This is a genomic window from Lysinibacillus sp. F12 (genome assembly GCF_057773605.1).
This window is the reverse complement of the sequence record NZ_JBYMLP010000001.1, coordinates 367,537-382,303: the sequence shown is the minus strand read 5'-3', so window position 1 is coordinate 382,303 and position 14,767 is coordinate 367,537. Positions and strand designations below refer to the sequence as shown.

Here is a 14,767-nt window from a genome sequence, read left to right as displayed (position 1 = left end):
TGAACTATTTTTAAATATTTCATCCACCTTCAGTTTCCTAGCTTATAATTTTACAACATTTGATGCTTGCGGGCCGCGATTGCCTTCCACAACATCAAATGAAACCTTTTGACCTTCTTCAAGTGTACGGAAGCCTTCCTCCTGGATGCCCGTAAAATGTACAAATACATCTTCTCCATCATCACATTCAATAAAGCCATAGCCCTTTTCATTATTGAACCACTTTACGATCCCCTGTTGCATAAGCATTCGCCTCCAATGCGCTTGAAAGTAAAATAAAGTTAAAGAAATCGTGCTATCAATGAGAAAATGTGAAAAAATAGCATTTTCTCTTAGAACATACATGAATTGAACAAAAATGTCAATTGATTGTCGGAATGCGAGCATATCTGGCTTTCTTTTTTTTCACAATTAAGACTATAATGGAAATGAACAACATAGAAAGTAGGATGCCAAATGACAACGAAAAATCAACCATTAACAGATTTAGAAATCGCGAGTCAAGCAGTAATCAAACCTATTACGGAAATTGCCCATGCTGCAGGTATTCCAGAGGATGCACTTGAGCAGTATGGCCGCTACAAAGCAAAGATTGACCCATTAAAAATTACAGCTCAAGGTGAGGACGCAAAGGTTGTGTTAGTGTCAGCTATTAGTCCAACCCCAGCAGGTGAAGGAAAGTCAACTGTGACTGTAGGACTAGCTGATGCCCTTCATCAATTAAATAAGAAAGTGATGGTAGCGTTACGTGAACCTTCGCTTGGTCCAGTAATGGGCGTAAAAGGTGGCGCAACTGGTGGGGGCTACGCACAGGTTGTACCAATGGAGGATATTAACTTACACTTCACTGGTGATCTTCATGCGATAACAACAGCCAACAATGCTTTATCTGCATTTATTGATAATCATATCCACCAAGGGAATGTCTTAAACATTGATCCACGACGTATTATTTGGAAACGTGTGATGGATTTGAATGATCGCTCATTACGTAAAGTGATTGTGGGATTAGGTGGACCTGTTCAGGGCATGCCGCGTGAAGATGGCTTTGATATTACGGTTGCCTCGGAAATTATGGCAGTGTTCTGTTTAGCAACAAGTATTGAGGATTTGCGCGAACGCATCGCTAGCATCGTGATTGGCTATACCTTTGAGCGTGAGCCTGTCTTTGTGCGTGATTTACAGGTAGAGGGTGCCTTAACATTATTATTAAAGGATGCCTTTAAGCCAAACTTAGTACAAACATTGGAAGGGACACCAGCAATTATACACGGTGGTCCATTTGCAAATATTGCCCACGGCTGTAACTCCATTATGGCGACACAAACTGCTCGTAAACTAGCGGATATTGTGGTGACGGAAGCGGGCTTCGGCTCTGATTTAGGTGCTGAAAAGTTCATGAATATTAAAGCACGTAAAGCAGGCTTTAAGCCAAGTGCCGTTGTGATTGTAGCAACGATTCGTGCATTAAAAATGCACGGTGGTGTTCCAAAAACATCACTTGTCGGTGAAAATGTGGAAGCACTGCTCCAAGGGATTGAAAATTTAGCTAAACACGTCGACACGGTACGTACATTTGGTGTTGAACCGATTATTGCATTAAATCGTTTCATTACAGACACAGAGGCAGAGCTGGAAGCAGTTCTAAACTGGTGCCAAGAAAACCATGTACGTATTGCCCGAACAAATGTCTGGGAAGAGGGCGGTAAAGGTGGAGTAGCCTTAGCTGAACAAGTACTAGCTGTGTTGGAAGAAGAAAACAACTTCTCACCATTATATGATGTAACAGAATCCATTGAAGAAAAAGTACGCACTATTGTACAAAAGGTATATGGTGGGAAAGATGTCCAATTCACTGACCAAGCTAAAAAACAAATGGCTCAAATCGAAAAATTTGGCTGGGATTCTTTGCCGATTTGCATGGCGAAAACGCAATACTCTTTATCCGATCAACCAAGTTTACTTGGACGTCCTGAAGGCTTTACAGTGACAATTCGTGAGGTGATACCGAAGCTAGGTGCAGGTTTCCTAGTTTGCCTGACAGGCGATATTATGACAATGCCGGGCTTACCAAAAGCTCCTGCTGCGTTACGCATGAATGTCGACAATGACGGACATGCGGTAGGATTGTTCTAATAAAATGTTGAAAGGCTGCCCTTTAAAATAGGGGCAGCTTTTTTTATTGGTTGGCTGATAGGAGCCTAAACATTTTTTATTTCACTACTATTTCTCCCACCAGTGCCACTAAAATAGGCATCTCCCCTTATAGTTGAAAATTGTCTAAACATTCATCATCACTTTTTTAGAAAATTTAAGTTTCTAGTTTAAAAACTAGGATTTCTTTTCATGCCATTACAAACTCGAGAAGCTTCCTTATATAAATGTGTTTGGTAATTTTTATTTATAATTATCTAATATTGGAAAGGAAAAGCGGAATTTTACAACGCTGTGCAATTGTCAAATGAATTTTTATTTAAAAAATACATTGAATTTTCTTTTTATTTTAAATATAATTTACTTAATTCTAATTCGGAACACTGTACCGATTATAGGAACGCGGAGGGATGGAGTCTTGAAAATCGCAACAGATATTGGCGGTACTTTTACCGACCTAGTTTATACAGATGAGAAAGGAAATCTTCATTTTGACAAGGGGCATACGACGCCAGGGCATTTTGAGGATGGTATATTAAACGTATTAGGACGACATGTAACAGAGGATTCTCTCATTGAATCATTTATTCATGGTTCTACTGTTATTATCAATACATTAACAGAGAGAAAAGGGGGCGTAGTTGGATTAATTACAACAAAAGGCTTCCGTGATGTATTAGAAATTGCACGTGGTAACCGACCAGACTTATATAATTTTAAATATACAAAGCCAGCACCTTTTGTAGAGCGTTATTTACGACAAGAAATTGATGAACGCATTGATTTTAAAGGAAATATTATGAAAGCGCTTAATAGGGATGAAGTTGGTAAGATTGTCCGTCAATTTAAGGAGTTAGGTGTAGAGGCAATTGCCATTTCCTTAATTCATGGCTATAAAAATCCCATTCACGAGCAGCAATTAAAAGAAGAAATATTGAACATTTGGCCTGAGGTGTATATTACGCTTTCAAGCGAAACCATTAAAGAATATCGTGAATATGAAAGAACCAATACAACTGTTTTAAATTCATATGTAAAGCCAATTGCTCATGCTTATTTAAAAAGCTTAAAAGAAAAATTAAGTACAATTGGTATTACCGACCATTTGAAAATTATGCAATCAAATGGTGGTACAACAAGCTTTGATAAAGCGATGGAGCTGCCAATCAATCTAGTAGAATCTGGCCCTGTAGCCGGAATGTTTGGAGCTGCAAAATTAGGTGAGCTTCTAAATGAATCCAATATTATCGCCTTTGATGTGGGGGGGACGACAGCGAAATGCTCACTTATTACAGATGGCAAAGTAAATGTTACGACAGATTACTATATTGAAAGAAATGAAAAATTTGCTGGCTATCCCATTAAAACACCAGTTGTAGATATAGTGGAAATCGGCAATGGTGGGGGCTCTATCGCTCGTGTGGACCAGTTCGGTTCCTTAAAGGTTGGTCCAGATTCTGCTGGGGCAAACCCAGGTCCAGTAGCCTATGGGTTAGGTAATACACAGCCAACAATTACAGATGCTAATGTTTATTTGGGAAGATTATCATTAGCAAACTTCGATAATCCAGTTTCTATTGACAAAGTGGAGGAGGCACTTATTGAAGCGATTGCGAAACCGTTTCATGTCTCAGCCGAGGAAGCAGCGCAAGGTATTTTAGATATTGCGAATTCTAATATGTTAAATGCGTTGAAGCTCATTTCCATTCGTAAAGGCTATGACCCAGAAGATTTTACAATGGTTGCCTTTGGTGGTGGTGGTCCACTACATGCTATTAATTTAGCAGAGGAATTAGGCATGAAAAAGGTCATTATCCCTTATGGCTCTTCTGTCTTTTCTGCATTAGGAATGATGATGACAGAATATCGCCAAGACTATATTCAAACAAGTTTAATGGACTTTGATCACGTGCATCTTGCTGACATTCAAGCGAATATTAATCAAGCTATTGAAAGTGCCTATGCAGACGCACCTTTATCGAAAGAGCATTATTATTTCGAAATTAATTATGACTTACGTTATAAAGGCCAAGAGCATGCAGTTAAATTGAACGCATCGAATATCACAATTGATGATAAAGGGCTTCTCCAATTGGCTGAAGCGTTCCATGTAAAACATAAACAAGAATTTTCATTCGATTTACCAACTACTCCAATAGAATTAGTGAATCTACATCTTACCATCTATGGAAAAGATGAGGCTGTTCAATTTAAAGAATTAGATTTCTCTCATATTGATGTGTCAACTTGTATTAAAACAAAACGCAACTTATATGTAAAAGAAAAGGGGTGGGTTGAGGTCAATGTTTATGATCAACAAAAGCTTGCTCCGGGTTATGTCATTACAGGCCCTGCTATCGTTGAAAATCCAACATCTACAGTCGTGATCAATGAAAAGCAATCCATAGAAATTGATAAATATGGAAATTTGATTGTAGAGATGGAGGGAAAATAAATCATGAAAAAAGACGTTTTTGCTGTAGAGATTATTCAGGATTCATTGCTAGCCATAGGGGATGAAATGTTTGTCGCTCTAGCGCGCTCTTCTATGAGTCCCGTAATCTATGAAGTATTAGACTATGCTTGTGGTTTAACAGATGCACAGGGGAACTTAATTAGCCAAGGAAATGGTGTTACAAGCTTTATTGGTATGCTAAGTCCAATGGTGCAGAGAGTAATTGAAAAATTCGATAATGGTCAAAGGTTGCATGAGGGCGATGTCATTATTATTAATGACCCGTATGTAGGGGGAGGCTCGCATTTATCAGATGTTGGCTTAGTGCTTCCCATCTTTTATCAAGGTGAAATTATTGCTTACTCTGCCAATAAAGCACACTGGACAGAGGTAGGGGGCATGGACCCTGGTTCATTTACAAGTAATTCTAATGAAATTTATCAGGAAGGTCTACAACTGCCTGGTGTCAAACTTTATCATAAAGGCGAATTGAACGAAGCCATTTATGAGATTATTTCTACAAATGTTCGTTTACCAGAGCTATCTATCGGCGATATGTTTGCACAAGTGGCCGCCTTAAAAACAGGCGAAAAGCGAATCACAGAGCTTTGTCAAAAGTTTGGTGCTGAATCGGTGAAATTGTCGATTCAAAAATTATTGGACAAAGGAGAAAAAATTGTAGAGCTAGAGCTGCAGCATTTGCCTAAAGGTAAGTTTTATGCAGAGGACTTTATTGAGGGAGATCCATTAAAGGGTGGACCATACCCGATTAAAGTGAAAGTAACGATTAGTGATGAAGAATTTATTTGTGATTTTAGAGGCTCCCACCCAGCGGTAAATGTGCCAGTAAACTGCTCCAAATTTGGTTTAATGGCAAGTGTGCGTGTGATGTTCCTAGCATTACTAGGTGATATAGATGTCATTAATGAGGGAGTCTTTAAACGCTTAACTATTTTAACGGATGAAAATTCCATTGTCTCGGCTAAGCGCCCACATCCTGTATCCATGAACTTTGAGGCACGTATTGGGGCAGCTGATTTAATTTGGAAAGCACTTGCGCCACATTTACCAGAAAGATTATCTGCTGGACATTTACAATCCGTTTGTACATTTATTCTAACAGGTAAAAATCCTGAAAATGATGAGTCCTTCCTTATCGTTGAACCATCTGTTGGTGGTTGGGGAGCATCAAATGATGAAGATGGTCAAAGCGGGCAATATTGTATGGGAGACGGTGAAACCTATAATTTACCTGTTGAAATTGCAGAAACGAAATATGGCATTCAAATTGATGAATATAGCTTAAACTGTGACGGTGCAGGTACAGGCCAATTTAGAGGTGGCTTAGGTGTACGCCGTGTCTATACAATTAATAATGATGGTCAAAAGGTTTCAGTCAACTTAGGGAGACACCAATTCGCTCCATTCGGTTTAAGTGGAGGAGGCGAAGGCTCTCATAACTATTTAATCGTTCATAAAAAGGATGGCTCTACGATTGGACCAGTTGGCGTACTAGCCAATTATGAATTGCAAAAAGGCGATCGTATTGAGCTTGTTACAGCAACAGGTGGTGGCTATGGAAATCCACTTGAAAGAAGTAAAGAGGCTATTGAGCGTGATGTGTTAAATGAATATATTTCGGTAGAAGTAGCGAAAAAGCATTACGGTTATCAAAACGCTTAAAGGGAGAAATATATGACTGTCAAGACATTAAAAAACTCATTAGATATACTAGAGTGTTTTGCGACGACAGAAAATGCATTAGGTGTTCGTGAAATTTCGCGCATGATGAAAATGCCGACAAGTGTCGTACAAAGAGCCATTAATACATTTACAGAAACGGGTTATTTATTACAGGATGAAGGTACAAAAAAGTATAAATTAGGCTACAAAATGTTCCTTTTTTATGATGTGCTCTCACATACAATGGACCCACACTCGACTATTTATGAATTAATGCAAAATCTTGCAAATGAAATAAACGAATCGGTATTTCTCACTTACATGGACAATGAATATGGTGTCACAACAAAAATTGCCGAAAGTAATAAAAATGTAAAGTATGCGGTGTCTTTAGGAACTAAGACACCCCTTTACATCGGTGCTTCCTGTAAAGTCATGTTCGCCTTTTTAGAAGAGGATAGACAGCTTGAATTAATAGCTTTTTTTCAAAACAAGCAATCGAAAGAGGAGCATATGGAATTTTTTGAGACATTAAGGGAAGATCTACAAAGTATACGCCAACAAAAATGGTGTATAACCGTTGGTGAATACAATGAACATGCTTTTGGCATCAGTGTACCGTTATTCAACTATAAAAAAGAAATTATCGCATCTCTTACAATTTCTGGATTAGTATATGATATAGATGATCAAAGGGAGAAATATATGCTTGACCAGTTAGTAAAAGTAGTTCAACAGATACAATCGCATATTTCAAAACTATAACAGCAATAGGGGAGCTGACAGTATGAATAATAAAGTATTACACCCACGGGCTTTGGAGCCTATGACTCTACTCATGATTGTCTTTACATCTGTAGTTGGGGCTATTATCGGGATACAACTGATTACAACTTTAGGGATTTCTGCTAATACGTCTATCGTAGGGGCAATATTTGCGATGATTCTAGGAAGAATCCCAATTGGCAAGCTCATTGCATTTAAATCTGTGCATAGACAAAATATAATCCAAACGGCCATTTCAGCCGCAACATTTAGTGCAGCGAGTAGCTTAATGCTGCCAATTGGTATTCCCTATGTTTTGGGCTATGAAAATTTAGTATTACCTTTGTTTATCGGTGTTATTTTAGCGATGTTTGTGGATGCTTTATTATTATATAAATTTTTTGATACAAAGATTTTCCCAGCAACAGGTACTTGGCCACCAGGGATTGCAACTGCTGAAGCTATTAAAGCGGGCGATAAAGGTGGTAAAAATGCCAAAGTATTAATCGGTGGTGTGTTAATTGGTATTGTGGGGTCTGTTCTTAAAATTCCAATGTCAGCTTTTGGGGTAGCGTTTATTGGCAATATTTGGGCACTAACAATGTTTGGGGTTGGGCTTCTACTAAGAGGCTATTCTGTTCAATTATTTAATGTCGACTTAAATGCTTATTATATTCCGCATGGGGTTATGATTGGTGCTGGGATTGTGGCACTTTTCCAAGTAGCCTTTGCTTTACTAAATAAAAAATCGATTAAAAAGTCAGAAGAGTTAATCTATTCAAAGGATGCAAAAGAAATTCGCCAAGCCTTTGGTATTGGGTTTATTGCTTATTTAGCCATTGCCTTATTAATCGCTGTTTTAGGCGGTATTATCACACATATGTCATTTGGGATGCTAATAGGATTCATCCTCTTTGCCACAATCGCAGCATTTGTCCATGAGCTTATCGTTGGTATTGCGGCCATGCATGCGGGGTGGTTCCCAGCGTTTGCAGTGGCATTTATTACATTGATTGTTGGTATTTTAATAGGCTTCCCTGCACCAGCTCTTGCTTTGTTAGCAGGTTATAGTGCAGCTACAGGGGTTGCATTTGCGGATATGGGCTATGATTTAAAAACTGGTTTTATTCTGCGTGGAAATGGTAGTGATCCGGCACTAGAAAAAGAAGGGCGCAAACAGCAAATGATCGCTGGTATGTTGGCGTTCTCCATTTCTGCTATTGTTGTTTTACTATCCTACAAATCATATTTTGCACAAGATTTAGTAGCTCCTGTTAACCATGTTTATGCGGCAACTATTCAATCTGGGGTTACAGGGGATGTGGCGAAACAACTAATGATTTGGGCAATTCCAGGGGCATTGATCCAATTGATTGGTGGCTCGAAACGACAAATGGGTATTCTTTTTGCTACAGGTTTATTACTGATCAATCCGATTGCTGGATGGGCAGTATTAGCAGGTATCTTACTTCGTGTAATTTTCACGTATGTAACGAAAGGTAAGAGAGAATCTGAAATGACTGTCTTTGCAGCAGGTGTTATTGCTGGGGATGCTTTATATAGCTTCTTCTCTTCTATTCTAAAAATAGGGAAATAGAAAGGGTCATGCTCGATGACAAAAGTATTAACGTATGAGGATGGGATTGCTGCTGTGTATGGAGGAGCAATCCTTGGCGGAGGCGGAGGTGGCCTCTTAGAGGAAGGACTTAAACTGGTGAAGGAAATCTTTGCAGCCGGAGAACCTCAAATAATCGATATAACAGAATTAGATGATGAGGATTTAGTAGCGTGTGTGGCAATGGTAGGCGCACCTTCAGCAGCCGAACAATATATTTCGAACGAACAGCTTTGCTGGAGTTATCGCCAGATGAATGCACATACCAATCATCGTCTAAAAGGCATCATCACAAATGAAAATGGTGCCATCACAACGATTAATGGTTGGTTGCAGTCTGTGTTATTACATGTGCCCGTCGTGGATGCTCCATGTAATGGGCGGGCACATCCAACAGGTATTATGGGATCTCTAAATCTCCATGAACAACAAGACTATCAATCTGTACAATTTTACGCAGGTGGCAAAGATGATTTTGCGGTTCAAGGGTTTGTGGAGGGGCATCTACAAAATACGGCTAAAACAGCCCGACAAGCGTCTATTTTAGCTGGAGGATTAGTAGGCGTAACGAGGAATCCCGTGACCATAGAGTATTTACAGAAACATGGTGCACCGAATGCTATTACAATGGCTATTGAGCTTGGCTATCATTTCCTCAGGGGACAAACCTTTGATGAAAAAATGTCCAATATTTTACAACTGTTGAATGGGGAGCATATTGTTTCGGGCGAGGTAAAAAATTATGTATTAACGAAGGAAAATGGCTTTGATGTAGGGAAATTATCCGTTGGGGATTACCATTTGACTTTCTGGAATGAATATATGACGTTATCGAAAGAAGGGCAGTTACAATCAAAATTTCCAGATCTTATGATGACATTCGATACGGAAAAGATGTTGCCAGTTCCAAGTGCGAGTATAAAAGAAGGAATGCAAGTAGCGGTCATCCATGTGGATCAATCTCATTTAAAATTAAGTTCAACGATGGAAAATCAAGAGTTGTTAAAAGAAATTGATGAGGTCATCAAGGGTGTGATGTAAGAGTTACTTTTAAATAGTAAAATAAATAATAAAAGCTGCCATCATCTACATGACTGTAAGATGGGCAGCTTTTATTTGTCCTTCAGCGGGAAGGTATTACATGTTATCACAATCGTTCCTACTTCCTTTATAGCTTCTTACAATTTTGGTTTACAGAATCTTCATTGTGTTTGTACGACTCATGTATGTGGTTTCATAAACTGGCAGTCATCATCGTGTACGATTTTCATTAAAGGGAGGAGCTACGTTCATACAACTTGAAGAAGGTAACAACCAATAACGAAAAACAATTACACATGGCGTCCATTTAATGATAACCTTTTGGTCGTAAAAACAACTAACTTGTTGTTCACAATTTTCGGCTGTACATAGTGCTATGCGGGTTAAACAAAGAATTTCTAAGGGAAAGTGTTCACTTTTATTTGTTTGATGATTGGTTTTCTTTACTTATGTCATCTTGCAAACATACTATTCAATTGTAAGCCCGCTGAAGTTGATATTCATACTGTCAAACACATAGCTGTTTGTACAAAGCTGAAAAATATGAGGTACAGAACAAATTGTTTGTTCTGCACGTTTATCTTATAATATTCTGAAAAATTAGTCAATTAAAAAGCTATTGATTTTTTATTTTTCGTGAGTGCTATAAATACAGTATAATCGTGTAGGAAGGGAATGAGTTTGAACTATGGATCATTTAATGAGTAAAGTACGAGAAATTTATGAACAGTTTGACGCCAGCCATGATTTTCAGCATATTGAGCGTGTCTATCAAAATGCGCTAGCGATCTTACATACAGAACCAGCAGCCGATGCCGAGGTTGTTAAAATTGCGGTGCTGTTACATGATGTGAGCGACAAAAAGTATACCGATAGTAAGGAACAGGAGGAACAGCTCATTGCAGAGCTCCCTGTTAGCGAAGAAAAAAAGCAACATATTCGAGATTGTATTGCACAAGTATCGTTTAATGGTGGAAATGAGCTAGTGGCTACATCTTTGGAAGCAAAAATCGTTCGTGATGCAGACCGTTTAGATGCGATTGGAGCAATTGGCATCGCACGAACATTTGCCTATGGTGGTGCGAAAGACCGCAAGCTTTATGATAAGGATGAAGAAGCACGCACACATATGTCAGAATCCGAATATCGTCAAAAAAATACGTCATCTGTCACTCACTTTTACGAAAAGCTATTGCTGCTAAAGGATTTAATGGTAACGGAAAAGGGCAAGCAAATGGCACTTGAACGTCATCAATTTATGGAAAGCTTTTTACAGCAATTGCAACACGAAATAGGTCAATAGCATAAAGCACCGCCCTCAATGGAAGGGAGGTGCTTTTATGTGATGTTCGGGTATTTCTTTCGTAGTATTAAAAATAGGAAGAGAATGTTCAGCCCTATAAAAATTAAAAAATAGTTTCCCCTTCAATCCACTGCGTTTGTTCATATTTTTTTCTTTAATGAATACAAATTTTCGATATATAGAAATAAATTAATTACGACAGCAAATTCCATTTAGTTGCTGATAGTGGGGTGGTTGACATAACCATTTTATTGTGATGGAAAGTTTTTTCGATGAAATCTGCAATACTTGCATATTGGGCGATTTCATAGTCAGTAAATCGTAATGAATCGTCCGAACTCTCTTCTATAATTAGGAATCATAACAATAAACTTGGAAATTTTCATCATGTTACTCCTTTATATTAACTTGGAATAGTATGTTACACTACTGTTTTAGACTTCTCAAATGGTAATTTATACTAATATACTACCGCTTTTGTACAACAAATTCATCAAAAGGGGAAAGCTGCTGAACGAGCAGGTCTAGAACAAAAGATCATCAAATTTCCGTGTGTTTACAGGAGAATGGGAACATCATTAGGACAAATTGTTGATAGTTTGTTGTTCTTTGTTTACCTGTCAATTGATGTTATGATGAATAATGGATATCAATAATCGTCTACATAAAAGTAGTGTGGGCATGAACAATACCTAACATGAAAGAGATGGAATAGTGGAATGAGTCATTTAATCGTACAAAATTTAACAAAAACTGTGGGCGATAAAACGCTTTTTGAAAATATTGAATTTACCATTTATGAGGGTGAGCGAGCTGGCTTAATCGGTATTAATGGTACAGGTAAATCGACCCTGCTGTCGATTTTAGCAGAGGATATCGAAGCGGATACTCTCACTATGGATCGCCCCAACAAATACCGTATCGCCTATTTACCACAGGAACCGTCATTTCAATCAGGAGAAACAGTTTTGCAAGCAGTCTTTGCTGGCGATTCACCGGTTTTACAACTGAATCGTCAATATGAGGAAACGGTGGCTGCACTGGCAGTAAATCCAACATCTGAAAGTTTACAAAAGACTTTATTTGGTTTGCAACAGCGTATGGATGAAGAGCAGGCATGGGATGTCAATGCGCTTGCGAAAACAGCCTTAACAAAGCTAGGCATTGAAACATTTGATAAAGAAGTGCTAACGCTTTCTGGCGGACAGCAAAAACGAGTGGCATTGTCTAAAGTATTAATTGAACCAGCAGATCTCTACTTATTAGATGAGCCGACCAACCATTTAGATGTGGAGGCAACGGAGTGGCTTCAAGAGATGGTGCTACGCTTAAAGGGTGCAGTTATTTTTATTACCCATGATCGTTATTTCTTAGATGAATTATCAACACATATTTACGAGCTAGCCGATCAAACTCTGTATAGACACACCGGAAATTATGGTGATTTTTTAGAGGCCCGTGCCATCCGTGAGGAAATGAAGGCGGCATCTGCTCAGAAGGATCGCAACCGTTATCGTTCAGAGTTGAAATGGATTCGTCGCGGTGCAAAGGCGCGCTCTACTAAACAAAAAGCGCGTATCCAACGCTTTGAAAAGTTGGAGGAGAATTTAGAGCGTAAATCAGAGGATGTTTCATTGGAAATGGGACTCGCTACAACCCGTCTTGGGCGCAAAGTACTCGAGGCTGAAAATATTTCGAAAGCATTTGGACAGCAAAAGATTCTGGATAACTTTTCATTTTTACTCCAGCAAGGTGACCGTATTGGCATAATTGGTGCGAATGGCGTAGGGAAATCTACCTTATTAAAGATGCTAGCAGGAGAGCTTACACCAGACCAAGGTGAAATTCTTGTTGGATCAACAGTGAAGCTCGCCCATTTCAAGCAAACTTTACCGAAAATGAATGAAAATGAGCGTATGATTGAATATATACGTGAGGCTTCGAATGATATTACAGATGCAGAGGGTGTACGCTATTCCGCGGCTCAAATGCTAGAGCGATTTTTATTCCCACTACATGCACACGGTACACCAATTGGTAAATTATCAGGTGGTGAGCGCAAGCGCCTTCATTTATTACGTTTATTAATGGAGCAGCCTAATGTTTTATTATTGGACGAGCCAACCAATGATTTAGATATTGAAACATTAGGTGTGCTTGAGGATTTCATTGAGCATTTCCCTGGCGTAGTCATCACGATTTCCCATGACCGTTTTTTCCTAGACCGTATTGCGAAAAAGCTATGGATCTTAGATGGAAAAGGGCAGGTTGAGGAAACACTGGATCTTTATAGTGAGTATTTGGAGAAGCGTGAGCATACTGCAACTGCTAAAGTTGATGCACCGAAAGCTGAAAAGCCGAAGTCTGAAAAACCAAAATCAGACAAGAAAAAGCTATCATTTAAAGAGCAAAAAGAATGGGAAACGATTGCAGACGATATTGAGAAAGCAGAAGCAGCTATTATGGAGACCGAAGAGGGAATCGCTAATGCTGGTTCAGATTTTACAAAACTACAGGAATTAACAGCTAAGCTTGATGAGCTAAATGCACAGTATGAGCATCTGATTGAAAGATGGTCATATTTAGATGAAATTGCTAACGGATAAGGAGCGATAGACATGAAGATTATTACAATTGAACCGACACCAAGTCCAAATTCTATGAAGATTGTTGTTGATACAGAGCTACCGTTCGGGAAAAGCTATAATTTTACAAAGGATAATAAAGATGAAGCGACTGGCGAAGCAGCAGCTATTTTAGCTATTGAGGGGATAAAGGGCGTTTATCATGTAGCTGATTTCTTTGCGGTGGAGCGTAATGCAAAATATGCTTGGGAGGGTATTTTAGCAAGTATCCGTCAAGTATTAGGTGAAGACGTTGAAACGCAAGATGAACCAATGGTAGCTAACGAGTTTTACGGGGAAGTTTATGTCCATGTACAGTTCTATAAGCAAGTACCCCTACAAGTAAAAGTGTTTGATAACCAACGTGAACATCGTATGAGCTGTGGTGATCGTTTTGTCGAGGCTTTTAACCAAATTATTGAATCAGCAGTAGATGAAAACTATATTTTCCAGCGTAAATGGATTGATTATGGTGTGCGGTATGGTGAACTAGAAGAAATCGCAGAAGCGGTCAAAAGGGAAATTGATGTCACATATTCTGCAGAACGATTAGCAGAAATTGTAGCTGCGATTAATAATGATGATGAAAAAGCAATCGTTCCATCCAATAAGCTGAAAATAACAGTGGAACAGTTCCAACAACCAGAATGGGAGAAACGCTTCCAGTTGTTAGACCAAATGGCTGATCCGGAGCTGGATGATTTACCATTGTTAGATTTAGCTTTACAGGATGAGCAAATGTCTATTCGTCGTCTAGCAACTGTATATTTAGGGATGGTCGAAGATGTTACGGTAGTTCCATATTTAGAGAGAGCCCTTCAAGATAAAAGTGCCGCCGTGCGACGTACAGCAGGTGACTGTATGAGCGACCTTGGCTTTGTAGAATTTGAAGGAGCTATGCAGCAAGCCCTACAAGATAAGAACAAATTGGTACGTTGGCGTGCAGCGATGTATTTATATGAGGTGGGTACAGAACAATCATTACCCGTATTAAAAGCGGCTGAAGATGATAAAGAATTCGAAGTAAAGCTACAAGTGAAAATGGCCATTGCCCGTATCGAGCAAGGTGAAGAAGCAAAAGGCTCGGTTTGGAAGCAAATGACCGAATCCCGCCAACAATAATTATG

At 38.9% G+C, this 14,767-nt stretch carries 10 protein-coding genes; 9 read left to right on the top strand and 1 reads right to left on the bottom strand.

All coding sequences use genetic code 11. From position 1 onward, the window contains the following. Nucleotides 1-42 precede the first annotated feature (42 nt). On the bottom strand, nt 43-243 hold the full coding sequence (locus AC3CH7_RS02100; protein ID WP_004269397.1) for a cold-shock protein: 201 nt from the start codon (nt 241-243) through the stop codon (nt 43-45). Between the two features lie 213 nt (nt 244-456). Here AC3CH7_RS02100 and AC3CH7_RS02095 point away from each other — a divergent pair, with 213 nt between their 5' ends. The 9 genes from AC3CH7_RS02095 to AC3CH7_RS02055 all read left to right on the top strand — a co-directional run bounded on the left by AC3CH7_RS02095 (nt 457) and on the right by AC3CH7_RS02055 (nt 14,762). Continuing rightward, nucleotides 457-2,136 (top strand): formate--tetrahydrofolate ligase, encoded by a 1,680-nt coding sequence (locus tag AC3CH7_RS02095; protein WP_031419539.1) that lies wholly within the window; start codon nt 457-459, stop codon nt 2,134-2,136. A 436-nt stretch (nt 2,137-2,572) separates the two neighbouring features. Continuing rightward, the gene (locus tag AC3CH7_RS02090; RefSeq protein WP_036167864.1) at nt 2,573-4,609 is read left to right on the top strand and encodes a hydantoinase/oxoprolinase family protein; all 2,037 of its coding nucleotides are present in this window, start codon (nt 2,573-2,575) and stop codon (nt 4,607-4,609) included. 3 nt (nt 4,610-4,612) lie between these two features. Then, on the top strand, nt 4,613-6,292 hold the full coding sequence (locus tag AC3CH7_RS02085; RefSeq protein WP_012293860.1) for a hydantoinase B/oxoprolinase family protein: 1,680 nt from the start codon (nt 4,613-4,615) through the stop codon (nt 6,290-6,292). A gap of 12 nt (nt 6,293-6,304) precedes the next feature. Further along, nucleotides 6,305-7,057, top strand: a complete 753-nt coding sequence (locus tag AC3CH7_RS02080) for an IclR family transcriptional regulator (protein WP_036167870.1) — start codon at nt 6,305-6,307, stop codon at nt 7,055-7,057. Between the two features lie 22 nt (nt 7,058-7,079). Further along, on the top strand, nt 7,080-8,654 hold the full coding sequence (locus tag AC3CH7_RS02075) for an OPT/YSL family transporter (protein ID WP_036167873.1): 1,575 nt from the start codon (nt 7,080-7,082) through the stop codon (nt 8,652-8,654). 15 nt (nt 8,655-8,669) lie between these two features. Continuing rightward, nucleotides 8,670-9,713: an S-methyl thiohydantoin desulfurase domain-containing protein gene (locus AC3CH7_RS02070; protein WP_031419545.1), complete on the top strand. Its 1,044-nt coding sequence runs from the start codon at nt 8,670-8,672 to the stop codon at nt 9,711-9,713. Nucleotides 9,714-10,401: 688 nt separating this feature from the next. Further along, nucleotides 10,402-11,016, top strand: a complete 615-nt coding sequence (locus AC3CH7_RS02065; RefSeq protein WP_031419547.1) for an HD domain-containing protein — start codon at nt 10,402-10,404, stop codon at nt 11,014-11,016. Between the two features lie 719 nt (nt 11,017-11,735). Continuing rightward, nucleotides 11,736-13,622 carry an ABC-F family ATP-binding cassette domain-containing protein gene (locus AC3CH7_RS02060; RefSeq protein ID WP_488381537.1) on the top strand — a complete coding sequence of 629 codons (1,887 nt, stop codon included), beginning with the start codon at nt 11,736-11,738 and terminating at the stop codon, nt 13,620-13,622. Nucleotides 13,623-13,634: 12 nt separating this feature from the next. Beyond that, on the top strand, nt 13,635-14,762 hold the full coding sequence (locus AC3CH7_RS02055; RefSeq protein ID WP_012293866.1) for a conserved virulence factor C family protein: 1,128 nt from the start codon (nt 13,635-13,637) through the stop codon (nt 14,760-14,762). Nucleotides 14,763-14,767: the final 5 nt, after the last annotated feature.